Raw genomic sequence first — 22,025 nt, 5'->3', positions numbered from 1 at the left:
TGACGCGATCATCCTGAGAAAAGTGGAAACTGTGAACCCGATCACGACGTTACGCCCGTCCGCCGACACCGTGGAGCGGTACCGCAAGGAGGGCCTCTGGCGCCCCGACACCATCCTCGACGACCTGGCGCGGTGGCGTGCCGAGACTCCCGACGCCCCTGCCCTTCTCGTCTCGGAGGCCGGCCGGGGCCTCGTACAGATGAGCTACGCGCGGTACGCCGAGTACGTGGACCGCTTCGCCGGCGCGTTGCACGCCCTGGGAGTACGCAGCGGTCACGTCGTCGCGATGCAGGTGCCGAACGTCTGGCAGGTCGGACCGCTGCTCCTGGCCTGTGCCCGGCTCGGGGCCGTCGCCGCGCCCATCATGTGCGCGTTCCGCCCCCGTGAGCTGGAGCGGATGCTCCGCCGGCTGGACGCCGTCGTCTGCGTGACCGTCGACCGGTGGGACGACTTCGAGCACGCCGCGGCGCTGGCCGACATGGCACCCCGGCTGCCCGCACTGCGCCACCGGGTGGTGCTCGGCGAGCGGACCGAGGACGGGGAACTCGACTTCCGCGAGTTCTTCGAGCACACGGAGCACAGCACCCTGCCGGATCCGTCCGTGGTGGACCCGGACCGGGTCTCCCTGGTGCTGTTCACCTCCGGTACCTCCGGTGAGCCGAAGGCCGTACTGCACACCCTCAACACCTTGTACGCCTGGTACGCCCCCGTCGCGGCCGCCGACGGCATCGGCCCGCACAGCCGCGTCTACTCACCGAACGCGGCGACGCACATCGTCGGCCTCACCATGGGGATGTTCATGCCGCTGCACCGCGGGGGGTGCGCGGTGATGACGGACCGCTGGGCGCCGGAGGCCATCGTCCCCTTCCTGGCCCAGGCCCGGGTCACCTGGATGGTCATCGTCCCGGTCTTCCTCTCCGCGCTGATCGACGCGATGGAACGCACCTCGCGGCGACTGGACACCGTGCGCATCATCCGCGCGGGAGGCACGACGGTCCCGCAGCCGCTGTTCCGGCGGGTGACGGAGACCTTCGGCATCCCGTTGGACGTGGGCTGGGGCATGACGGAGGGCGCCAACACCTTCACCCGCGCCGGAGAGCACCCTGAGCTGGCCGGACGCACGGTCGGGCGTTGCGCGCCGGGCCACGAGATCGACCTGCGGGCCGACCACCCGATCAGCGACGACCGGCCCGGGCGCCTCTTCGTGCGCAGCCCTTCGCTGTGCCTGGCCACCTGGGGCCGGGACGACGGACGTCTGACCGTGCTGGCCGAGCACGACGACGGCTGGTACGACACCGGTGACCTCGCGGCGCCGGACGGCCACGGCGGCATCCGGCTCCACGGCCGTGCCGAGGACCGGATCGGCGTCATCATGATCCCGGTCAGTGACGTGGAGTCGGCACTGCTGGACCACCCCGACGTACGGGATGTCGCCCTGGTCGGCTACCCGGACGGCCACGGCGGCGAGCTCGCCTGCGCGGTCGTCGTGCCGGGGGAGCGGACGCCCACCCTGGAAGGCCTGCGTGACTGGCTCGGCGGGCTCGGCATGAGCGAATGGTGCCTGCCCTCCCGCCTGGAACTCCTGCCCCGACTGCCGCGCAACGAGACCGGCAAGGTGCGGAAGAACCTGCTCCGGGAACGGCTTCGGCTCCGCTCGGACTGACCGAGAGGTTCGGGTCGCCCGGGAGACCGTCCCCGGGCGGCCCGACTGCCATGCAGTGGCCCTGACCCTTGAGATGCGCTGGTGCCGCGAACTACGACGCCCGGCGGGCCGCGGTGACGAAGAAGGTCGCCGTCGCGGTGAAGGCGTTCCGGCGCGAGAGATCGCCCAGGTCGTCCTTCCACCGCGCCGCCTCCTCCTCGCTGACGGCGCCCTGGGTGAGAGCAGCCGTCAGGGCCGGCTCCAGCACCACGCCGAACGCCGACGCGTGGTCGTTCAGCGCCGCCATGATCGGAACGACCTCGATGTCGGTGAAGCCCGCGTCGGCGAGGTGGGAGGCGCTGCGGGTGCCGGAGTGGGGATTCGGGACGGCCGAACAGAACGCGCGCTTGACCGCCTCGGTCGTCTCGGGGATCCGTGAACTCACCGCCATCGACCCGAGATCGGGGTCCGCGAGGACGATGGTGCCACCCGGTCTCAGTACCCTGCGGGCCTCGGACAGCGCCTCGGCGGGATCGCCGAAGTGGAGGAAGGTCCGCTCGGACCGGTACCACGACAGTTCACCGTCCTCGAACGGCAGCTCGAAGGCACTGCCTTGGACGAACCGGCAGTGCGGGAACCTGGCCAGAGCCGCGTCGACCATGGCCTGGCTGCTGTCGACCCCCACGGCGTCCATTCCGAGCCGCACGAGGTCCGCTACGGCGCGGCCGGCGCCGCACCCGACGTCGGTTCCCTTGCCCTCGGCGGTCTCCAGGGCGCGGTAGGTGGCCTCCCGCACCGCGCGACCGCTCTCGCTCTCCTCCATCTTCCGCAGATAGGCGATGAAGTCCTCGGGGACGCCGGAGGAGTCGACGTCGTGGAAGCGTGCGGCAATGCTCTCGGCCGTGCGTGGTCCGGTGGTGTCCACGTGCTGCTGTCTCCCGTCAGCGGGGTGCCTGATGTGTGCGTGCGAGCGGCGCTTGTTGAAAGTCAAAGCAGAGTAGCAGCAAGGGAGTTGGGGACCGTGAGCTCTGCGATCGGCACCTGCCGGGGCCCGTCGGCCGGGTTCGTCGTCGGCGTGGTCACGGCCGGCGCCTGCGTTTCCCCGACCAGTACCGGGCCCACCGCAAGCGTGCGTGATCCCGACGCGCCGGTGATCGCCGGGCGTGTACCGTCGTGCCGCGCCGGCACTGCCCCGAGCCCGCCGGCCCTTCGGTAGCGCCGCAGTCAGCGCGGTGGCAAGGCCGACGCGGTCGGCCACCCTCCGCAGCAGCACCACATGCGCGTGGCCGATCAGGTTCACGTCGACGGGAGAGCCGGATGCGGGGGGTGACCCGACCACAAGTCGCGGCCCTCGCAGCCCATCGCCGCGACGGCCGTCGGTGGTGAGGTCCCGGAGTCGCCTCGGGGGAGGCGGCTCCGGTGACTGTCCGGGGCTGGGGGCTATCGGGCCCACCGGACGGAGTCCTCGATCGGGCAGCGCGCGCCCCGGTGGGGCGGCGTGGTCGTGGCCCGTCCGGTTCGCAGGACCGCCAGGACCTCGTTGTCCCCGTCGGGGCCGAGTCCGGCCGTCGGGCGACCGAACTCGCCGCCCAGCGGCTGGGCGGCATATCCGGCCTCGGTCAGTGCGAGCCAGATGCGCATCAGCGTGGCTCCCGCTTCGAGGCGGTCGGCGACGGACCGGCGCGGGCCGCGCGGGACGAGCACGGCCCCGCAGTCGCGCAGCCTCCTTGCCCGGACGCCGGCCGTCGCCGAGGCCAGTTGGCGGACCAGCGCCCGCGGTACGGCCTCGCTGTGGACGGCGCGGGCGAGCACGCCGGTCGCCCCCGAGTGGTCGAGGAGGTCACGCGGGTCCCCGAAGGAACGGCGGCCGCTGTCGTTCCGTGCGCGTTCCCGCAGCCAGGACCGGAGTCGGGCGTCCGACGCCGGATCGGCGGCCATGGCCGAGTCGAGCTCGGTCCGGGCGAGCCGGGCCAGGGCGTTGGGGCCGGTCACCGTCTCCAGGGCGAGGTTCCGCTCGGCGCTCAGCAACTCGATCCGCTTCGCCGTCGCCGTGTCGAGAGGGGTGCGCAGCAGGCCCTCCCGGTGGGTGGAGCGCAGGCCGAGCGCGCCCTGCCGGACGAGGATGTCGTCGCGGAGGCGGTCGCAGTGGAACCGGCCGACGAACGCGGGCATCCCGTCCTGGTCGGCCGGCTGATCCGAAGCGGTCGAGGCCTCCCACTCGCCGTGCGCCAGGTAGGTCATGGCGCCCAGAGCGCAGCCGAGGCTCTCCGCCCAGCCCAGCGGGTCCCGGACGGCTGCGGGCCAGCGCTGCGGGTCGTGCGCCAGCCGGACCGTGCGGTCGTCGAGGAGTTCGAACGCCCAGGGCTGGGCGTTGAAGGCGGAAGGGGCGAGCCGGGCGCCCTCCAGCACGCTGGCGAGCCGCTCGGGCAGCGGGCGCGGGGGTTGTGGCGCGGCCGAGGGCCGGAGGGGATCGCGCCGGGAGGCGGCGCGTAGCGCCCGTCGGGACCGTACGATCTCCACCGGCAGCCGCGCCCGGTGCAGCAGGGCGGCCGGGCGGGTCTTGACCGCGGCATGCACGTCCATGGTGACGACATGCCGTGTCCGGCGGTTCACGAGCACGTCCACGTCGGTTCTCGCGGTCAGTGTGGCCAGGCCGAGGACGCAGTAGCCGATCTGCGGCCAGGCGCCCCCGTTGACGCGCCGGTCGGTCTGCACGGCCAGGAAGTCGCTGGGGACCTGAGTACGGCCGATCCACCGCATCGATACGCACAGGCGGTTCTCGCGGTGTGCCTCGGCGCTCGCCCTGCCGTAGAACGGCACCGGGTTGCGCCGGTAGTCGAAGACGTACAGCGTCGGTTTCCCGCCGAAGTCCATACCCGCCAGGACCGGGATGCCGAGCCGGGCGGCCCGCTCGTGCAGCTGGTACTTGACCCAGGACGACATCGTCGGGTCGATGGCGTCGAAGGCGATGTGGGCACCTTCGAGTGCCTCGTCGAGGTTCTCCAGGGTCAGCCCCTGCGGATATACGGTCACTTCGGCCGCGGGGTTGAGCGCGCGAATCCGGTCGGCGATCGCCACGGGCTTCGAACGGCCCAGGTCGGCCTGTACACAGGCCTGCCGGTTCAGGTTCGAGACGTCGAAGACGTCGGGGTCGGCCAGCCGGAAGCGCAGCACACCGAGCCGGGCCAGTGGTTCGACGATCCCGCCACCGCCGCCGCATCCCGCCACGAGTACGGTCGCGGCGCGCAGGGCCGCCTGTTCCCGTTCGCTGATGATGCCGAAGTTGCGGCTCACGGCCTCGGCCCCGGCGGCCACCATGTCGATGTCCGCCCGGTGGGTGTCAGTGGCCATGGCTGGATCCGTTCCCTCGGTGCTCGTGTTCGGCCCGCGCTCCCACGGCGGTGGAGCGAAGTGCCTTACTACGCTTGTGGGATGGGCGTGTTCGGCTCATGCGCTTTCCAACTCGGCGCAGGCGGACCTGCCGACCGGGAACCGCGTCATCTGCTGGGGCCTGACCCGGGGCGGCCAGCATTGCGGGACGAGGATGTTCAGCGCGTAGGCGCGGGCGACGAGCGCGGACCGGGTGGGGGCCTGCAGTTTCTTCAGCATCGCGCTGATGTGGTACTCGACGCCGTGGCTGCTGAGGCCGAGCCGTGAGGCCAACTGCTGGGTGGACAGCCCGGCGGCCACGCCTTCCAGGATGCGGGCGGGTACCTCGGCGAGGGTCGTGGCCGGTGTGAGCGTGGGGCTGTGGACGGCGTCCGGGACGATGAGCGCGATCGCGGCGCAGTCCGTGCGGCAGACATGCAGGACGGTGTTGAGCGTGAGGCCCGTGACCAGGCAGTCCCTGTCCGTGAGGTTCCCGCCCGTGAGGTCCCCGTCCGTGAGTGTCAGGCGGATGCTGAAGTCGCCGCACCGCCCGTCGACGAGTTGGGAGAAGTGTTCCTCCAGACTTGCCGCGGTCGTCTGGTGGAAGAACCGTGCCAGAGGTTCCCCCGTCACCTCCGCGGGTACGAGCCCGAACTGCTCGCAGAACGCGTCGTTCGCCTCCACGACCCGGAGGGCGGTGTCGAGATGCACGATGCCGAGTGCCGCGGGGAGTGCCGACGGGGTCGCCGACACCGACGGGTCTCCTGATTTCGCCGCGACGGGCTCTCGGTGTGGCTCCAGAATCGTGGCCTTCGTCGAGACGGACACGGGGCATGCTCCGCAGGGTCGGCCGCCGGCAGGGTGGTCAAGGCCCGCCTGTGAACTCAAGCAGACACACGCCGCTGTACGGGAGAACCTGACCCGGGCACGTCGCCAGCTCAAAATCAACCTCGGACTTGAGGAGGGAGAGACCCATGAGTGACTTCCCGAACGACCAGGACTGCGACCGGACTGCCGCCGATGACCAACTCGACCTCCTTCTAGCGTCTGCCGACGCCGAACTCCTGATCGCCATCGGCTCCGCTCAGGCCCGACCTAACCGCCGGAACCTAGCCAAGGAGCTGGACAGGACCCCCACAATCGAGCAGATCACGAGCGAGACCCTGGGAGAAAAAATCGCACCTCGTGCGTCCGCCGAAACCAACGGCGCCGTACTCATGGCCGAGGCACGCCTCATCCGATTCAGGGAGACCCTGTACTCCGCAACCGCAAGCGTCTCCCTCGCTCTCACTGATCATCTTGGCCTGTCAACCGCGATGCAATACGTAGAAGCCATGGCCACATTGATCGCCAAGACGAGGGCCGAACTGCGACTCCGGACGCTCACCATCCAGAAGGCGAACACCTACTTCGAGGCCCTTGAAGACGGGCTGAAGGGGCTCCGGGAGGAGCTGTACCTCCTCGCGGAGGTACAGCTCCTCCCGGGGGACGCAAAGCAGGCCGTCCTCTACCTCTTCGAGCACACCGACGAGTTCGGGGGCTGCCCCGTACCTTCGCGCTTCTGATCATCAGCCGCCTACCGCGCCCCAACCTCGAACCGACCAGACCGGCTCCTGCCCCCTCCGTGGGTAGGAGCCGGTCTGGTTCCCCGGTACGACGGCAAGTCTGGCTCGGCCAGAAGCCGCCCTGCGCAGTCTCGGGGCTACTGCCTCGAGCGCGGAGCTCGCACGGGTCGGTCATGCTGGCGGCGCGCCCGTCAGTGCCCTCGGTGTGATGCTCTAGGCCGGGTCGCATCCGGCCGCGAGTTTGGCCTGTGACGCGCGCGATCGTCGGTGGATGGCTGGCGTGGAGATGATGATCTCGGCGGGTGCTCGTTGACCGGCGGAGGCCGGCCGCCGAGCAAGGGAGACCGCCGATGGGGGCCTCGCTGCAGCCGCAGACCGGCCGGGACGTACCGCGCTATGGATGGACCTCGCCGTGGCCCCCACGAACCTGCCGCCCGGCATGATCCTGGACGGCGAGGCCGTGGTGTACGTCGCCGACAACGACGGCACCATGCACGTCAGCTTCGCCGCGGCGCAGTTCCGCGCGCTGTTCCGCCCCTGCCGCGCGAGGGAGCTCGCCGACCAGTACCCGGCGCCGTACGGGGCCTTCGACATCCTGGCCCACCCCGCGGCGGGCATCCCGGCCGTCGGCCACGTCGCTACGTGGAGCGCCGCCAGGTCCCTCCTGGACGTGCTTGCCGACGTCGGTGCGCCGATCGTGTCAGTGTGGTCGACCCCGGACCTCGAGGAGGCCCTGCTCTGGTTCGAGACGCTCGAAGGCACCGACGTTGAGGGGGTCGTGCCAAGCCGCTCCGGTCGGCCTACAAGGCCGACCGTATGGGCCAAGGTTAGGCACGCGGACACAGTCGACGCCACCTTGGTCGGCTTTACCGGCACGGCGCGGCACCCGAAGACCCTCGCCATACGGCTCCCTGACGGACGGGTGGCGTTGTCCCGCGGCTCATAGCAGCGCAGCCGGACGCCGGGCTCCCCCGCATCCCGCGTCGTCCGCTCCACTGTCGCAGATGCCCACCGTTCGGCGAGCAACTGCTGGAAGGCGAGGGCGGTGTCGTCGTCGGCGGCCGCGACGACGACCAGGAGGCAGGGCTCACTCACGTGCGCCTCGTTGATGGGGTCCTTGTAAGGCATTATGCCCATGCTACCGAGCGGGTTCCGCCGACCGAGTAGCATCAGGGGCTGTCGCCTGCCCAGACCCAGCGGGCTGGGTCGCCGGGGCGCGGGTCGTGCAGCGCCCGGCCCCCGGGCCGAACTGCCCGAGTCCCGTGAGGAGGGAGACGCCGTCGTCGATCGCCTCCTCGTAGGTGTCCGTCCCGGTGTCGATCGTGAGCCGCACGACGCCCCTCCCGTGTAGTGGCGTGCACGCTGACCATCCTCCCCGGCTCCCGGCGTCTTCTGTCGACAGCAGGCTTGCCCCCGGCTGCCGATATGGATGATCAGCACACCGTCCCCGGGGGGTCTCGCCCGGATCGACACCGGCTGGAGCGCTCGGCCTACCGGCCCATCCCCATGACCCGACAGGCCGGTTGCTGCACGCGCGCCCCGGCCCGCCGCTTGGTTGGTCATCTAGAAGAGGCCCTCGTAGCCCTGCCAGCCGGTGGCGATCTTTGTGCGCGCGCCGAACGATCCCTTGCCGTCACCGTTGTTGCGCCAGACGTTGCCCGCGCTGTCCCGCGAGACCAAGTCGGCCTTGCCTTCACCGGTGATGTCGCCGACACCGACGACCACGTTGTAGGAGCCGCCCCAGTTCGAGAAGACCTTCGCCCGGGCGCCGAACGTACCGCTGCCGGTCCCGTAGTACCGGTACAGGCTGTTCGCCGTGTCTTGGGCCAGCAGGTCGCCGATGCCGTCGCCGTTCAGGTCCCCGGCGCCCACGACCTTCTTGTACGTCTTCCAGTTGTCGTAGAGCTTCACCCGGGCGGACAACGTGCCCGTGCTGGTGCCCTTGTAGAGGTACACGGTCCCGGTCGAGGAGTTCCGCGCGATCAGGTCGGGGCGGCCGTCCTTGGTCACGTCACCGGGCGCGGTCAGCACGTCGTACTGGTTCCAGCCGGACGTGCCCAGCGAGGTGTACGCCGTCGACGGCTTCAACGCAGCCCCACAGCCCGGCTTGTAGGCGCGCAGCGCCCCGCTGCTCAGCCGCACCAGGACGTCGTTGCAGCGGTCGCCGCTGAGGTCCCCGAACGGCACCGCCTTGACCGATGTTGCCCAGCCACTGCCGCTCACCTTCTCCGAGAAGGTGCCCTTGCCCGTGCCTTGATGGAACGCGAGTGCGCCGGAGGAGTTGAGGGTGAGGAGGTCGCTGATGCCGTCCCGGCCCGCGTGATCGCGCCGCACGGGAGCGGCGAGAGTCCCGGCCGTCATCAGGTGAATGCGTTCACCGGCGTCCACGAAAGCCACGCGGCCACTGTCAGGGTCCAGGGTCCAGCGCACACGCCGGTCCGAGGTGCTGCCCTCGGGCATGAGGTTTGTGGTCGCGGGCAGATCGGCCAGGTCGGAAGTGACTGCCTGTCCGGAGCGGACGTCGGTGCGCACCAGCTTGCCGCGCTCGTTGTCATGGCGGACCAGGAATCCGTCGGCCAGCAGCGCATCCCCTGTCGGCACGGCCACCGAGCGGCCGCGGGAACGGTCGAACACACCGGCCTTCTGCTGGGCGGCACACGCCCAGTAGACGAAGCGGCCGTGGGCCTGGAGCTCGCTGGGCACGCACGCCGAGCCGACGTTGACGTCGACCGCCGCGGTGGTCGAGCCGAGGCGGTTCATCGACAGGTGCCCGGCGGTGGAGGTCGTGGTCCACAGTTGTCCGTCCCACAGGGTGGCGGCCACGGCCGTGCGTGTCGAGACGACCTTGGACTGCGTCCAGTCGACGAGGAAGTGTTTGTGATTCGGGCCGCCCGAGAGCAGCGCGTACCGTCCTTCCGCAGCGCTCACCTCACCGTAGAAGCTGTCAACGGCCAGCGTCTGGACCTCACCGGTGGGTGTACGGCGGTGTACCAGCTGGGAGTTGTCCAAGTCGTTGTAGACGACGGATCCGTCGCCCGTGCCGAACAGCCGCACACAGCTGTTCACGAAGATGCACGGCTTGACCCCTCCACCAGCCTGGCGGACTGGCCCCACCTGGGGGATCGCGTCGGCCGACACGGCGCGCGTGTTGAACATGACGTCATAGGACGGGGGGGCGGTCTGATCGGTCCAGGCAAGGGTGCCGCCCACCAGCGAGAGCCCGTCGACGGGCGCGGGAACCGGCGGCAGATCCATCAGTTCATTGGCGACGATCTGCCCGTCCGGCGCCTCGGAGAGCCGGTACATGCCCCAGTGCGCCTTGTCCGGACCGCCCACCACCACAGCCGATCCGTCCGCCGACGCGTGCACCCAGCCGTCCATCTGGGGGAGCAGCGTGCGCCATTCGCCCGCGTCGGTAAGGGGCCGGGTGAGCACGGCACGGGTCTCGTCGCCGTACGTGGCCACCACGACGTCGTCACCGATGACCGTGAAGTCGGTCTTTCCCACAGTGCCCTGGGAGGGAACGGTGATCACCGGTCCGTCCAGCGCGTCGCGGCGCAGCAGCCGCGCGCCGGCTCCCGGATACCACCAGCCGACGTAGCCCTCGTTCAGGACGGGCAGTCGGGCCGAGTTGGTGTTGTAGGGGGCGAACAGCTTGGTCCAGGTCCCGTCGCGGACGTCGACGAGGACGAGCTGGTAGAGGAAGACCTGCGGGTCCTCGGTCGGCACGCGGTAGCGCAGCAGCAGCGAGCGGTCGTCCTTCCCGCTCAACGCGAGAAGCTTCGCGTCGGCGGGCCAGCCGGTCACCTTCGTGTCCTCGGTTCCGCCCCCGGCCGCCTGCTTCAGCAGGTGCAGTTCGCGTACGTTTGTCGAGCCGCCCAGGTAGGCGACCACGACACCCTGGCCAGCCGTCCCCGCATAGGTCAGACCGGTCGGGACTGTCACCGAGCCGCGGTCCTCGCCGGAGCCCATCGCGCGGAACCGCACGACGCGTCGGCCCTCGGCGTCGGCCGACAGCGTGTAGGTGGTGTCCGACTGGGCGAGCCCATTGGGCTGCTGAGTGTCGGCGAACTCGGTCACCGGTCGCGTCTGGCGCGTCGCGTAGTCGGTCCAGAGCAAGCCGCTTGATCCCTCGGGATTCGACAGCACACCGGTGTCGCCGAAGCCGATGAACACCGGATTGCGCGTGGCACGCCGGTCCGCGGCGGGGATCACGACCTCGCCCGCCGCAGCGACTTGGTCCGCCCCGACAGCCACCGCCGTCCCCGTCGGCACGGCGCCCTGAGCACCTGCGGCGAGGACGACGATCACGGCCAGGGCCGCACCTCCTCTGCCCAGCAGACAGCGTCGTACGACCTTACTGACCCCCACAGCCCCCCCGGCCCCTCACCCTGCTAGCCGCGACCCCGAAAGCCCCGGACAGCCTGTGCATGAAATGTGCATGCCCTGAGTGGGCGACGGGAGCCTATCAGTGCACACCAGCCGCCGCATTGGAAGCCTGATGACGGCCCTTCCCGAGATCGTCGCTGCGGCCTCACCGTTCCCGACGACGCCGCGTTCGAGGGGGAACTGGTGGTGTGGGAGTGCGGCCAACCAGCCGACCAAAAGGGGGCAAACATTGTGAAATCACGTTTCTTACGGCCATTCATAACTGGAGCATGATCTTCCATGCTGAGAGATGATGTTGTAAAGATATAGTCAAACGCCTGTACCCGGCCGGGGGAGGAATCGGCCGGAAGTTGAGGAGGGGTTAACGCGTGCAAATACTTTTTCAGCGAAGCGCGAGAAAAAAACCTTTACTGTCATGGTCATGGCTGGCGCCTTGTTTGTCGGCTCTGTGCTGACCGCTCAGGCGGCGAGCTTCGACAACATGTACAAGACCGACAACACGTACTGGGACTGTGAGGACGACAGCTATTTCTGTCGGACCGACAACGGCTACCTGACTTTCGCCATCGAGCCGGGCATGACCGACGCCGGCGACTCCGATGTGCGCGAAGTGCTTCGGGATGAGTACGGGCCCACCGATCTCGAACGGCACGAGCACACGGGCAGTGAAATCCAGTACGACTCTCGTCCGAGACGGACATCATCTTCGACTGGAACGACCCGAGTCTTGCCGCCGGTGTTCAAGGTGTGACCTGGTGCAATGACGCCGCGAGCGAGTATGAGTGCGACCAGCACTACATCAGCTTCGACAACATGGGTAGCGGGTCGGCGAACCCCTGGAAGGCCGTTGTCTGCCACGAAACCGGGCATGCCGTCGGCCTCACCCACGGGTACGAGGCATCCCCACGGCAAGGCAATACGGACAGCGACTTGGGCTGCATGCGCACGGGTGGCACCGTTGAGCAGTTGATTTCCTGGACGAATCTCGGGTCGCACAACGTCGGCCAGATCAACGATATCTACGTCAAGCCGTGACTGGCCCTGCTGCGAGAACCGATTCTGCCGGGCGGCCGTCGAGGCGTCGGGCTGTGCCAGACCATGTGAGGGGAAGCCGTTTCATGTTTCGTGTGAAGAGTGACCAGCCTGCTGCGGGTCGGCGGTGGCTGCCCGCGACGCGGCGGGGGCGCCTGACTGCTCTTGCTGTCGCGGTGGCGGCCGTGGCCGGCGGAACCTTCGCCGGTGTTGCCACCGCCAATGGCGGTGACGAGGGGCCGCTGGCAGTCGCGGCCCACATGTCGGAGGGCTTCCCGACCCTGACCGCGTCCGACTGGGTCACCCACGGCGACCACGCCGTCGTGATCGAGATGGTGCCCGGCAGCGAACGCAAGGGCGCCCTGCCCGAAGACAAGAAGGACAACGGCGAAGGGCACATCCCGCGCACCGCGACGATGAAGGTCGACCAGGTGCTGTGGTCCAAGCCCGGCGCCGAGGCCGCGCCAAAGACCTACCCGGTCGAGCTCCTGGGCTGGTGGTGGGAGGACGGCGTCGAGCGGGAGTTCGCCTGGCAGGGCGAGCCCCGCTACGAGGAGGGCCACAAGTACATCGCCCTGCTGGTGAAGGGCGACGACGGCAAATGGAACGCAACCCTGCACACGATGCCCTACGACGACGGCAAGGTCGGCACCGGCGAAAGCGCCAGCAAAACCAGCACCGACGAGAACGCCAGTGAACTTCAGGGCCTGGAGAAGGAAGCCCACGGCAAGAACGCGGCCGCGGTGAAGCAGCTCCTGGAAGCGGCCCAGGCCGCGAAGTAGCCACACACGCTGAAACCGGCCCCAGCGGCGGGGAACACATCGCGACCCGCCACACTACTCCGAAGTGATCCAGCCGCCTTGGGTGTCGCAGTCGTTACCGACCTTGAGTCACAGCGTCCGCGAATCAACAACCGGCGGCACCGGACAAGAAGGGGCGCGGCCACCTTCAGCTACGTGCCGACGCTCACCCTGAGCTCCAAGGCAGGAGCCGACGAACGCGCCGAGGCCCAGCACATCAGGCAGGCGTTCCTGGTCCCGGAGGACACCAAGCCGTACATGTCAGCGAAGAAGGTGCCCGGTGAGACGGCCAAGGATCCGTTGCACCGGACGGTGAGCGCCGCCCGCACCGACAAGACCCGCGGAGAAGCAGTCAAGCAGCACAAGCGCTACTGGGGAGCCAACTACACCGCCGGCGGGACGAAGGAGTGCGACGAGTACCCCTTCGCGAGCACCTATGAGGGGGCCGCGGAGAACTACTACGAAGCGGAAGCGAAGAAGTTCAGCTTCTCCGCGAAGCCGATCGCGAAGGACGACAATCAGGCAGGCGGGTCCATTCTGAAGAGCTTCTACGCCAAGAACCGCATCCTCGATGGCCTCGACGGCGTGGACGATCTCGACGGCTTCATCTTGAAGATCGTCAGCTGATCCAGTTCAGAATGCGGCGGCAGCGGGCCATTGACCGGGGCCCGCTGCCGCCGTCTGTTCACGATCGGGCCGGCCAGAACTGCACGAGGTAGCGCTCGACACCATGTCCGGTGCCCTCGCCCTCCGACAGAGCCGCAGCGGCGGCGCGGCCCGCACAGCTGACACGCACCCGCCACGATCCGCCGACATCAGCCAGCGTGATCAGGGCATCAGTCCGGCCGGTGTGCATGGACCACACGGCCACCTCACCACTGGTGGAGACGAAGTCGGCTTCGGCCTGCTCGTCCCAGCCGGCCGGATCCGTCGCTGGCGGAGGCCCGCCCCACACCTCTACCGCGACAGCGGCGGTGTGGGTGTGGCCGCCGCTGGTGATGTCCAGCCGCCCGGGATGAGTGCTGAGAAAAGCATCGAAGTCGAAGTCGTCCGGAAACGGGACGGGCAGGTCGGCATCATCGCTTTCCTGCAGCCCGAAGGCGTGAAACCCCACATAGGCATCCACATGCTGCTTCCGGACAAGCTCAGCCACGAGCCCTCCTCACCTCAGACAACACGTCACCTTTGAAACTGCAGCCCCATCGTCGACTTCGCTGCGGCCGAGCAGCAAGCAGTTCCGGCAGCGGTCGGGGTTGTAGACGCAGGTGACGAAGGTGCCCAGGTACAGGTGGGTGTCGTGGGGGGCCAGGATGCGGCGCAGGCGTGCTTCGTCGGTGACAACCTGGCCGTCGAAGACAGTCTGGCGGGCGAGTTCGGTGAGCCGGGCCTCGGCTTCGGCTCCGGCGGGCCCGGTCAGCGCCGGCCGGGCGTCGTCGGCGCCCCGCTCAGCGAGGAACTGGCCGCGGGCGAAGGCTTCTTCGGCCTCGACCTTGGACTGGTGGCCGCACAGTGCTGATACCGGCCACACGGGCCTGCTCCTCCCGCCCCGACGGCGCAGGCCCGGACTAGGGCGCCAGACGGTGGCCCTGTGAGGGGTGGAACGGCCGGGCGAGTTCCGCGGGCGGCGGCAATGAAGGCTGTTCGTGCGACCTCCTGCCCATTCAGGAGGTCTCGTAGCACGAGTTCACTCGGAGTGTGGCCGCCGTCGCTAGGGACCTGGAACTCAGTCGACCGCAGACCTGTCTGATAGAGGATTCGGGCGTGCTGGTGAACTGGATCGCTATTCGGGAGAGCCTGCACTGCCGCGTAGAACCTTCCGTAAGCCGACCTCACATCCTCACCGCAGGGCCTGAACGTGGCAGAGCTGTCCCGCTCGACCTGGTCCGGGTGGTACTTGGCGGCCATCATCAGCAGCTGGAAGGCCTTCCAGACCTCGTAGCCCGGAAGGGACTCCAGAGGGGGGCCGTCTCCGTTGTTGTCTGCCTCGAAGGCTTCGGTCGCGTCAAGGCGATGTTTCTCCAGGCAGGCCAGCGCGCGGATGCGCCGGACTTCCTCCTTTGTCCAGTCGCCCCTTGCGGCCGTGTGCGTGGAGTAGCGCGCGGCTTCGAGATAGACCGGCTGGGGTCCCTCCAGCTCTACTGCGAAGGTCGCGGATCGAAGCGCGTGCATAGCGTCGGCAAGTTCGATCTCGCCTTGTGCATGGGACAGCGAATGCGGATCCACACGAGCCGCCTCTTTGAGTCGTTCTCCGGCAGCATCGACCTGGTCACAGGTCAAGAGGAGAGCGTGAGCTGCCTCCCGCTGCATACCGCGCCGCCATTGGAGGAACGCAGCCGAGGACTCAGCGTGTACAGCGTCTAGCGCCGCGCGATAGGTGGCTTCTGCTTGCTTGAGGCCCGATCTGGCGGTCTCCTCAGCCTGCCTGACCGCGCCCCGCATCTGCCACCGACCGACGAGAATCGCACCCCCGATGCCCAGCATCGCGACGCCCGCGGCGCTCACGGCGCCGATCCCCTCCAGGTCCATGCCCTTGATCTTGCCGCAGTGCCAACACGTTGGACGCCCAGATCCAACCAACGATGGTGAGATGACTGCCGGCCGCAGCGGGGAGCCGAGGCCGGAACGGCAGATGGGGCGAGGGCCGACGGGCCCGTCACACATTCCCAGGGGGGGGCCGTCGGGTGGTGCGGGGGCGGGATGACCAGGCCAGTGCCACGGTAGCCGCCGTCTGCGATGACGGTGGTCCTGCCGACGGCGTCTATCGCTCGGGACCGCGCGATGCGCGTCCGCGGCTGCTGCCCAGGCTGCCGAGTCGACCGGCTGCTACCAGGCCGGGACGCGACCGGCACGCCGATCTGCAGGGACTGCGCGGGCATCGTCCGCGACTTCTTCTGCGACCGCTGCGGTTCAGAAGGGTTGCTCCTCGGTGAACGAATGGAGTTGGTGGCCGGCCCCGCCGGGCGCCCGTGGGAGACGGCTGTCCCCGCTCGTGCACCGGCCTGCGGTTCCACGGCTGCGGCCCCTTGACCACCCCCTTGACCGGCAGGTGGTCAAGGGGGTCCGGCCTGCGAAAGCCTCGGTGACCGGACGTCAGGGTGCGGGAGGCGCCTAGGTGATGCCGACGTCGCCCGCAGACGTCGCGGCGAGAGCCACCACCCGCCAGATCACTTCGGGGATGCCGCCCCGGAGCCCGTCGTAGGCGTCATTGAGGAGGTCCACGACCAGCGACACGGATGAGCCGTCCGGCCCGTGAGCCGAGAACTTGACCTGCTGCGCCGTCCAGGGCTGCTCTCGGGGCGACGCGAACTCCACCAGTGCGTGGTATGCCACGAGGTCTCTGCCGTCCTGAGTGAGGACGAGCGTGCCCGCCTGGAGGTCGAGGCCGACCTCCACTTGGGTGTCCTCCTGCGTCACGACGGGTACGCCGGTGGCGCTCAACTCCATGCTGCTCTCCAAGGGCAAGGTGGGATTGTCTGCCGAGCATCGCAGCCGACCGTCTCCCGTGGGCGCGTGATCCATTCGGGTGGGGGGCGGAACCGGTCCACCGCGTGGGCCGTGCCGCCGCCGGAAGTGAAGGGTGAAGGTAGACGTCGAACTGCGGCCCCCACTGGGGCGGGTGGAGCTAAGTGCCGGCCCCAGTTGGTTCAGTCCTCGTCGTTTCGGATGATGCCGCCTGGCACGTGCGGGTCGAATCGGCCGGCGCGCATGGCCTCGATGCACTGCAGGACACGGGCGAAGGACGTCAGCCCGTACGTGATGTATCGCGTAGGCGAGTCCCCGGAGACGCTTTCACGCTCGATGGGAACGCCGCCCATGATTGCCCAGTACGTGTCACGCACCTCGTGCTCGGGGTGAGCTGTGACCCACGCCATCTCGACGTCCGACGCGAACTCGTTGGCGGCCGTGCAGGTGTACTGGCTCCATCCCTCGACGGGCTTCGTCGGATCGAGCGCGGCGATCGTACGGACCTCATCGATGCAGCGCTCGTAGATGCGGGACAGTTCGGCGTTCAGATCTTGGCTCATCAGGTTCCCCCTCTCTCGCCGGACCGTCCGGCGACTGATGAACCCTGCCCGAGGCCGCGGTGGAACAGTCGCGCTGCCTCATACGCGATCCAGTGGCCCGAGGGGGCGGAATCGGGTCCTTTAGTCCGTAGAGGGACGTACCGAGGCCTCGATGTCAGGCGGCAGCTTGGTTCGCTCGATGTTCTTTGCTGATTTGATCTGATCAGGCCGCAAATTGAGGGCGCCGGTGAGGTCCGCCCCCTCCAGACGGGCGTCGGTGAGGTCTGATCCGTCCAAGTTGGCGTCGGTGGGGCCTGTCAAACGAGTGGTGTAACTGCGGTAGTTGATTACTGACGGGCCGCCGAGAGGCGGCCGTCGAAGGTGATGTCGAAAGCGTTCAAGGCGGTCTTCCAGCGCATGGTCCAGCGGGACTGCCCCTTGCCCGTGGGATCGAGGGACATGATCGCCATGTAGACGCATTTCAGGGCGGCCTGCTCGTTGGGAAAGTGTCCACGGGCCTTTACCGCCCGGCGGATGCGGGCGTTGACGGACTCGATCGCATTGGTGGTGCAGACGATGCGCCGGATCTCGGTGTCGAACCGCAGGAACGGGGTGAACTCCTCCCAGGCGTTCTCCCACAGTTTCACGATCGCCGGATACTTCGTGCCCCAGGAATCGGCGAACTCCGCGAACCGGTCCAGGGCGGCCTCCTCGGTCGGCGCCGTGTAGACGGGCTTGAGGAGACGCGCGATCTTGTCCCAGTCCTGACGGACGGCATAGCGGAAGGAGTTCCGCAGCAGATGCACGACGCAGGTCTGCACGATCGTCCGGGACCAGACCGTCTCCACCGCCTCAGGCAGGCCTTTCAGCCCGTCGCAGACCAGCATGAGCACGTCGCTGACGCCGCGGTTCTTGATCTCGGTGAGGATGTGCAGCCAGTGCTTGGCGCCCTCGCCGCCGTCGCCGGCCCACAGGCCCAGGATCTCCCGCCGGCCCTCGGTGGTGACGGCCAGAGCCACGTAGATGGGCCGGTCGGCAACCGCGCCGTCGCGGATCTTCACGTGGATGGCGTCGATGAAGACCACCGGATAGACGGCGTCGAGAGGACGGCTCTGCCATTCGGCCATGCCCTCGAGGACCTGGTCGGTGATGGTCGAAATGGTCTGGCGGGAGACTTCGGCGCCATAGACCTCGGCCAGGTGGGCTTGCACCTCGCCAGTGGTCAGGCCCTTCGCGGCCAGCGAGATGACCATCTCATCGACGCCGGTCAGGCGCTTCTGCCGCTTCTTGACGATCTTCGGTTCGAAGGAGCCGTCCCTGTCGCGCGGCACCGTAATCTCCACCGGGCCGACGTCGGTCAGCACGGTCCTGGAGCGTTTGCCGTTGCGGGAGTTGCCGCCGTTCTTGCCGACCGGGTCGTGCTTGTCATAGCCAAGACGGTCCGTGATCTCGCCTTCCAGAGCGGACTCCAGCAGCCGCTTGGTCAACTGCTGCAGCAGCCCGCCCTCTCCGGTCAGCTGCAGCCCCTCCGCCTGGGCCCGGTGCACGAGCTCGTCGATCAACTGGTCGTCCACGGCCTTCGCCGACGCAGCCTTCGAGGGCTCGACGGTCCCCGACTCGGACACGTTCTCACTGGTCATCGATGCATCTTCCATGATCGGGAGTTACACCGAACGTCTTACAGTCCCCCCTGTTGTCGCTGGAGAACATTCAACCGGCTCACCAGCGGGTTTTACTCAGGATCGTCGCAATCCCTTCCCGGTGAAACCTTCATCAAGGCGGTGCACTCGTGAACTACGGCTCCACGGCGTTCCTGCTTCTCGTCCTGGCGGTGACCGTCTTGTTCGCCACGGTTGCCGCAGCATTCCTTGGCCGTAGCGCGTCAAGAGATGGTGACAGCCCACGCCTCAGGGTGAGGGCGCCATGACGGGCCCGGAGCGCTGTCAGTAGGTTCCCTGGCCTGACCGGCCGAAGCGGGAGTGGTGAATCGTGACGGAGGCGCCGCCGTACCTGATGCGGCTGGTGCAGGTCGGCTACCTCACCGGGCAGGTCAGAAGACGGGGTGGTCGTCCGGTCGGTCCCGCCGGTCCTGCTGCCGCCTGGCCGCCGGCATGTTCTGCGTGGCGGCGGGATGGGCAGGTGGACCGGCATGGTGGCGCGGGAGAAGTCCCCGCTACGGCAGCCGCGGGATTACCGCGAGGCTCGTCTTCATCGTCGTGACGTCGGTGTTCTGCGGGGTGGCATAGATCTGTCGGTGTCAATCGTCCTGCTGAGCGCTGTGGTCACCGGCTTGGGCATGGCCGGGCTCTTCATCCCGGCTATCAGCTCCCGCCGGCTGCAGGACATCATCCGCCAGCGTGCTGCCGACCGAACCCGTCCGGCCGGGCCGGGCAGCGTCTGACTGTGCAGAGCTCGGTCGTCGCCGTCCCATTCGCCCGGAGAGCGTCCCCGGTAAGGGACGACGGGCGATCACCCGGACACAGTGCGAGCACCGCTTTCTCGATCATCCCCAGCTTGGTCTCCAACTGCTTGGTGGGCCGGTTCTCAGTGCCCATGCCATGGCGTCAAGGTCGACGGTGAACTCCAGCCTCTCCACTGCGCCAGCAGGACCGTCCGCGTTCACCGTGAAGGTGTACACGCGGGGCAGCTCGGTGTTCTTGAACCTCGAGCTGTTGTCCAAAAGGCAGGTGAGGCGGCGACGCGGCGGCAGCATCGGGATGGTCCGGGCCAGAACCTGCTGCATGACCTGGGTCAGGTCCGGTTCGTCCCCCACGGGAGCCACCGGACTGGATAGGCGGGTTGCAGGAGATACGGACGTTCCGGGCGACGGTTGGACCGGCGTTCTCGATGACCAGCAGGAGCGAACCGTCGTTGCGTTCGGGCTGAATGTCGACGATGACGTACGGCTCGTTCTGCTCCAGGTGGATGCGTTCCGCGAGGGCCAGTTGCTGGGCAGCTGATCGGCGGGCGATAGCCGCCTGCCAGACGGCAATGACAGCAGCAACGACGGCGACGACGACCGCCTATTGATCGACGGTCAGGTCCGTGAGGTGGTTCATGTCCTGATGCTACCGACAGGAGCTGACAACGTCGACGATGTCGTCGGTCTCGTGGACGAGACCGACGACATCAAGGAGTGGTTTGGCGAGCTCGGCAGTGCTGCTCTCAGCAGTGCCGCAGACCGCGCGCGCTCGGATCGGCGTCGAACGAGGACGGTGTGTTGACCCAGTCCGCCGGGACGTAGCCCCACCCGTCGTAGCCAGGAGCGGTCCAGTCACCCTTGGTGTGATACCAGGTGGTGTTGCCGCCGCCGTGCAGTCCACCATAGGTCCAGCAGTCGAACCAGCTGAAGGTGGAATAGAGCTGCCCCGTGATGTTCGCTTCGTGGTAGGCGCCCGAGCGCAGAATGGCGGGGGCTCCGTTCCCGCACCACAGCCGGCCGTCGCTCGCCCGGACTCCGCACTCGGCGCTGGCAGCGGCGCTGGCCGAAGGGGCGGCGATCACACCGCCCGCCGTCAGGGCGAGGGCTGCCATCCAGAGGGAGAGACACTTCCTGGTCCTGGTCATCCACCTGTCCTTTTCTCATTGGTTTTCGAGTTCGACCGAAAGGTGCCGGGTGCCTGCCCGGCTCTTCCCGCAGGCCCTTCGCAGCACCGTGATGCACTGCTCAGCACTGCGCGACGCCGGGCAGTTGGTTGTCCGGACTGCTCATGTAGATGTTGCTGACATAGCCCCCGTACTGAGGCAGGTAGGCCCACCACTCGTTGGTGTAGGGCGGGACCGAGACGGTCTCCCCTCGCGTCTGGCAGCCGACCAGCACCTCGACCCCGGCGGGGAGCTGGAGGAGCGGGTCGCGGGTGGTGTTGGGCTCGGGGCGGACGTTGACACCGGAGCTCCAGGTGCCGAACCACGTGCCCGCCGGTCGTACGCCACCGGGAACGTTCAGCGAACGGGTCAGCCTGCCCAGGTCGGTGTACGCCTTGCCGTACGAGGTGCCGACGTCGTGCAGGGTGTACACGGCCACGATGGAGCGGTCACCGGAACCCACCGTCCCGGTCGTGTGCAGCGCCGGTTTCGTCAGGTCGACGGACGCTGCCTTGCCGTTGACGGCCGACGTGGCGGGGCGGCACGTACCTTGCTCGATGTCGCCGAAACCCGACCAGCCCTGTTTCACGGCCCACGGCTTGTTGAAGGCGCCCGCGATACCGAAGTGCTGGTCGAAGTGGTCGGTGGCGGAGCAGCGTGTGGACTGCTTCAGATTGCCCATGATCAGTTCGCGGACGCGGGCGGGCGCCGTGTCCAGCAGGTAACGGTAGATCTTCACCGTGTCCGCGGCCGTCAAGGCTGTGTAGCCCCACATGCCGTCCTGGTTGGCCGGCGGTGGGGTCGTGTTGCTGGAGAGGGACAGCTCACGGGCCATCCGGGTGACGATCGAGCCCTCGCCGTTGCGCACCCAGAATTCGCTGGCGGCGTCGTCGTCGCTGCTGCGCAGCATGGAGTTCCACTTGGCCTGGTCACCGGATGGGATCTGGTAGTCCGGGCCGCGGTTCCAGAGGTAGTCCAGCGCGATCAGCAGTTTGACCACGGAGGCCGACCGGAACTGCTTGTTCGGGTTCAGCTGCTCGGTGAAGGTGCCGGTCTGCCGGTCGAAGACGGCGACTCCCGCCGTCACACCGGCCGGCACGGTGACACCGGCCGCGTCACGTGGCGCGGACGACGCCGCGTCCGTTGCCGCGTTCGTTGCCGCGTTCGTTGCCGCGGTGGCCGAAGGGCTGAGCAGGGCGGTCATCACGGCCATGACCACGGCGCACAGCACTGCTACGGAACGCCATCTGCTCCATCGGAACATGGCTCAGTACCGCTTCGTACGGTCGAGGACGTTGCCGCCGCACACCGGCGCAGCGCGGGACATCCGCCCGTCGGGATTGTCGCTGGTGCCGTGGCCCACGGCGGCCGGGTGGGCCGCGTCCGGTGCGATGGGCGACAGGCCGCCAGCCGCCGCGCCGAGCAACCGCAGTGAACGCGAGGTGCGCACGGTGAGTTCCCCGTCTCTGTCGGTGGTGGTTCGGCCGGGTGGGCCGGACCTGCCGAGAAGACTCACCTGGGCCGCGTTGCGGCGACAATAGGTTTCGGCGTACGCCGAAAGTCCCTAGGCGGGAGATTCGATCCGCCACCGGGTGGGTAGGGGGTCCGGCCGTTCCAGCCCCCCAGCACAACCAGCTCT

Annotated in this window: 22 protein-coding genes and 2 pseudogenes; 9 read left to right on the top strand and 15 right to left on the bottom strand. The window is 68.4% G+C overall.

All coding sequences use genetic code 11. The features are described 5' to 3' along the window. Positions 1-22 precede the first annotated feature (22 nt). Positions 23-1,663 carry an AMP-binding protein gene (locus ACZ4Z3_RS16910; RefSeq protein ID WP_468501708.1) on the top strand — a complete coding sequence of 547 codons (1,641 nt, stop codon included), beginning with the start codon at positions 23-25 and terminating at the stop codon, positions 1,661-1,663. Between the two features lie 91 nt (positions 1,664-1,754). Here ACZ4Z3_RS16910 and ACZ4Z3_RS16905 read toward each other — a convergent pair whose 3' ends face one another. The 3 genes from ACZ4Z3_RS16905 to ACZ4Z3_RS16895 form a co-directional block, all read right to left on the bottom strand. Beyond that, a complete protein-coding gene (locus ACZ4Z3_RS16905; protein WP_468501707.1) occupies positions 1,755-2,567 on the bottom strand; it encodes a methyltransferase domain-containing protein in 813 nt (270 codons plus the stop codon). A 515-nt stretch (positions 2,568-3,082) separates the two neighbouring features. Then, entirely contained in the window at positions 3,083-4,993 is a 1,911-nt protein-coding gene (locus ACZ4Z3_RS16900) for a ThiF family adenylyltransferase (protein WP_468501706.1), read from the bottom strand. Between the two features lie 96 nt (positions 4,994-5,089). Beyond that, positions 5,090-5,764, bottom strand: coding sequence for a helix-turn-helix transcriptional regulator (locus tag ACZ4Z3_RS16895; RefSeq protein WP_468501705.1), 675 nt, complete (start codon positions 5,762-5,764; stop codon positions 5,090-5,092). Between the two features lie 221 nt (positions 5,765-5,985). Between ACZ4Z3_RS16895 and ACZ4Z3_RS16890 the strand changes: the two genes are divergently transcribed. After that, positions 5,986-6,576 (top strand): hypothetical protein, encoded by a 591-nt coding sequence (locus ACZ4Z3_RS16890; protein ID WP_468501704.1) that lies wholly within the window; start codon positions 5,986-5,988, stop codon positions 6,574-6,576. Between the two features lie 400 nt (positions 6,577-6,976). Next, entirely contained in the window at positions 6,977-7,522 is a 546-nt protein-coding gene (locus ACZ4Z3_RS16885) for a DNA ligase-like domain-containing protein (protein WP_468501945.1), read from the top strand. Between the two features lie 56 nt (positions 7,523-7,578). Here the strand turns inward: ACZ4Z3_RS16885 and ACZ4Z3_RS16880 are convergent. Both ACZ4Z3_RS16880 and ACZ4Z3_RS16875 read right to left on the bottom strand, forming a co-directional pair. Then, positions 7,579-7,704: pseudogene (locus ACZ4Z3_RS16880) on the bottom strand (DUF6207 family protein); the annotation flags it as partial. A 435-nt stretch (positions 7,705-8,139) separates the two neighbouring features. Then, the gene (locus ACZ4Z3_RS16875; protein ID WP_468501703.1) at positions 8,140-10,947 is read right to left on the bottom strand and encodes an FG-GAP repeat domain-containing protein; all 2,808 of its coding nucleotides are present in this window, start codon (positions 10,945-10,947) and stop codon (positions 8,140-8,142) included. Between the two features lie 439 nt (positions 10,948-11,386). Between ACZ4Z3_RS16875 and ACZ4Z3_RS16870 the strand changes: the two genes are divergently transcribed. The 4 genes from ACZ4Z3_RS16870 (at position 11,387) to ACZ4Z3_RS16855 (ending at position 13,424) form a co-directional block, all read left to right on the top strand. Next, positions 11,387-11,716: a hypothetical protein gene (locus ACZ4Z3_RS16870; RefSeq protein ID WP_468501702.1), complete on the top strand. Its 330-nt coding sequence runs from the start codon at positions 11,387-11,389 to the stop codon at positions 11,714-11,716. Continuing rightward, positions 11,713-12,000 (top strand): hypothetical protein, encoded by a 288-nt coding sequence (locus ACZ4Z3_RS16865; protein WP_468501701.1) that lies wholly within the window; start codon positions 11,713-11,715, stop codon positions 11,998-12,000. The genes ACZ4Z3_RS16870 and ACZ4Z3_RS16865 overlap by 4 nt, the downstream gene beginning before the upstream one ends. Before the next feature lie 92 nt (positions 12,001-12,092). Then, positions 12,093-12,779: a hypothetical protein gene (locus tag ACZ4Z3_RS16860; protein WP_468501700.1), complete on the top strand. Its 687-nt coding sequence runs from the start codon at positions 12,093-12,095 to the stop codon at positions 12,777-12,779. A gap of 174 nt (positions 12,780-12,953) precedes the next feature. After that, entirely contained in the window at positions 12,954-13,424 is a 471-nt protein-coding gene (locus ACZ4Z3_RS16855; protein ID WP_468501699.1) for a NucA/NucB deoxyribonuclease domain-containing protein, read from the top strand. A gap of 58 nt (positions 13,425-13,482) precedes the next feature. Here the strand turns inward: ACZ4Z3_RS16855 and ACZ4Z3_RS16850 are convergent, their stop codons facing one another. From ACZ4Z3_RS16850 to ACZ4Z3_RS16820, 7 genes and pseudogenes are all read right to left on the bottom strand, one after another. Beyond that, the gene (locus tag ACZ4Z3_RS16850; protein ID WP_468501698.1) at positions 13,483-13,950 is read right to left on the bottom strand and encodes a hypothetical protein; all 468 of its coding nucleotides are present in this window, start codon (positions 13,948-13,950) and stop codon (positions 13,483-13,485) included. A 9-nt stretch (positions 13,951-13,959) separates the two neighbouring features. Next, positions 13,960-14,325 (bottom strand): hypothetical protein, encoded by a 366-nt coding sequence (locus ACZ4Z3_RS16845; RefSeq protein ID WP_468501697.1) that lies wholly within the window; start codon positions 14,323-14,325, stop codon positions 13,960-13,962. A gap of 1,165 nt (positions 14,326-15,490) precedes the next feature. Next, positions 15,491-15,568: pseudogene (locus tag ACZ4Z3_RS16840) on the bottom strand (IS5/IS1182 family transposase); the annotation flags it as partial. 337 nt (positions 15,569-15,905) lie between these two features. After that, the gene (locus ACZ4Z3_RS16835; protein WP_468501696.1) at positions 15,906-16,259 is read right to left on the bottom strand and encodes a hypothetical protein; all 354 of its coding nucleotides are present in this window, start codon (positions 16,257-16,259) and stop codon (positions 15,906-15,908) included. Positions 16,260-16,441: 182 nt separating this feature from the next. Further along, positions 16,442-16,822 carry a hypothetical protein gene (locus ACZ4Z3_RS16830; RefSeq protein WP_468501695.1) on the bottom strand — a complete coding sequence of 127 codons (381 nt, stop codon included), beginning with the start codon at positions 16,820-16,822 and terminating at the stop codon, positions 16,442-16,444. 120 nt (positions 16,823-16,942) lie between these two features. After that, complete coding sequence (locus tag ACZ4Z3_RS16825; protein WP_468501694.1) at positions 16,943-17,122, bottom strand: pentapeptide repeat-containing protein; 180 nt, start codon at positions 17,120-17,122, stop codon at positions 16,943-16,945. Positions 17,123-17,148: 26 nt separating this feature from the next. Next, positions 17,149-18,441 (bottom strand): IS256 family transposase, encoded by a 1,293-nt coding sequence (locus ACZ4Z3_RS16820; protein ID WP_468501693.1) that lies wholly within the window; start codon positions 18,439-18,441, stop codon positions 17,149-17,151. A 509-nt stretch (positions 18,442-18,950) separates the two neighbouring features. Between ACZ4Z3_RS16820 and ACZ4Z3_RS16815 the strand changes: the two genes are divergently transcribed. Next, positions 18,951-19,202, top strand: coding sequence for a hypothetical protein (locus tag ACZ4Z3_RS16815; protein ID WP_468501692.1), 252 nt, complete (start codon positions 18,951-18,953; stop codon positions 19,200-19,202). A gap of 175 nt (positions 19,203-19,377) precedes the next feature. Then, on the top strand, positions 19,378-19,761 hold the full coding sequence (locus tag ACZ4Z3_RS16810) for a hypothetical protein (protein WP_468501691.1): 384 nt from the start codon (positions 19,378-19,380) through the stop codon (positions 19,759-19,761). 205 nt (positions 19,762-19,966) lie between these two features. On the opposite strand, the gene ACZ4Z3_RS16805 is transcribed toward ACZ4Z3_RS16810, so the two are convergent. The 3 genes from ACZ4Z3_RS16805 to ACZ4Z3_RS16795 all read right to left on the bottom strand — a co-directional run bounded on the left by ACZ4Z3_RS16805 (position 19,967) and on the right by ACZ4Z3_RS16795 (position 21,836). After that, on the bottom strand, positions 19,967-20,368 hold the full coding sequence (locus ACZ4Z3_RS16805; protein WP_280893105.1) for a hypothetical protein: 402 nt from the start codon (positions 20,366-20,368) through the stop codon (positions 19,967-19,969). A gap of 100 nt (positions 20,369-20,468) precedes the next feature. Continuing rightward, on the bottom strand, positions 20,469-21,590 hold the full coding sequence (locus ACZ4Z3_RS16800; RefSeq protein ID WP_468501932.1) for a hypothetical protein: 1,122 nt from the start codon (positions 21,588-21,590) through the stop codon (positions 20,469-20,471). A gap of 63 nt (positions 21,591-21,653) precedes the next feature. Next, positions 21,654-21,836 (bottom strand): hypothetical protein, encoded by a 183-nt coding sequence (locus tag ACZ4Z3_RS16795; RefSeq protein WP_468501690.1) that lies wholly within the window; start codon positions 21,834-21,836, stop codon positions 21,654-21,656. Positions 21,837-22,025: the final 189 nt, after the last annotated feature.

Source organism: Streptomyces sp. NPDC030296 (assembly GCF_055572815.1).
Note: the sequence above shows the minus strand (reverse complement) of the source record. Positions and strands in the feature narration are given on the sequence as shown.

What these genes read in the sequence shown, in the direction of transcription:
- ACZ4Z3_RS16870 (WP_468501702.1), top strand. Translation starts at nt 11,387, where the DNA reads ATGGCTGGCGCCTTGTTTGTCGGCTCTGTGCTGACCGCTCAGGCGGCG.
- ACZ4Z3_RS16900 (WP_468501706.1), bottom strand. Translation starts at nt 4,993, where the DNA reads ATGGCCACTGACACCCACCGGGCGGACATCGACATGGTGGCCGCCGGG.
- ACZ4Z3_RS16820 (WP_468501693.1), bottom strand. Translation starts at nt 18,441, where the DNA reads ATGACCAGTGAGAACGTGTCCGAGTCGGGGACCGTCGAGCCCTCGAAG.
- ACZ4Z3_RS16885 (WP_468501945.1), top strand. Translation starts at nt 6,977, where the DNA reads ATGGACCTCGCCGTGGCCCCCACGAACCTGCCGCCCGGCATGATCCTG.
- ACZ4Z3_RS16890 (WP_468501704.1), top strand. Translation starts at nt 5,986, where the DNA reads ATGAGTGACTTCCCGAACGACCAGGACTGCGACCGGACTGCCGCCGAT.
- ACZ4Z3_RS16800 (WP_468501932.1), bottom strand. Translation starts at nt 21,590, where the DNA reads ATGACCGCCCTGCTCAGCCCTTCGGCCACCGCGGCAACGAACGCGGCA.
- ACZ4Z3_RS16815 (WP_468501692.1), top strand. Translation starts at nt 18,951, where the DNA reads ATGGTGGCGCGGGAGAAGTCCCCGCTACGGCAGCCGCGGGATTACCGC.
- ACZ4Z3_RS16830 (WP_468501695.1), bottom strand. Translation starts at nt 16,822, where the DNA reads ATGAGCCAAGATCTGAACGCCGAACTGTCCCGCATCTACGAGCGCTGC.
- ACZ4Z3_RS16805 (WP_280893105.1), bottom strand. Translation starts at nt 20,368, where the DNA reads ATGACCAGGACCAGGAAGTGTCTCTCCCTCTGGATGGCAGCCCTCGCC.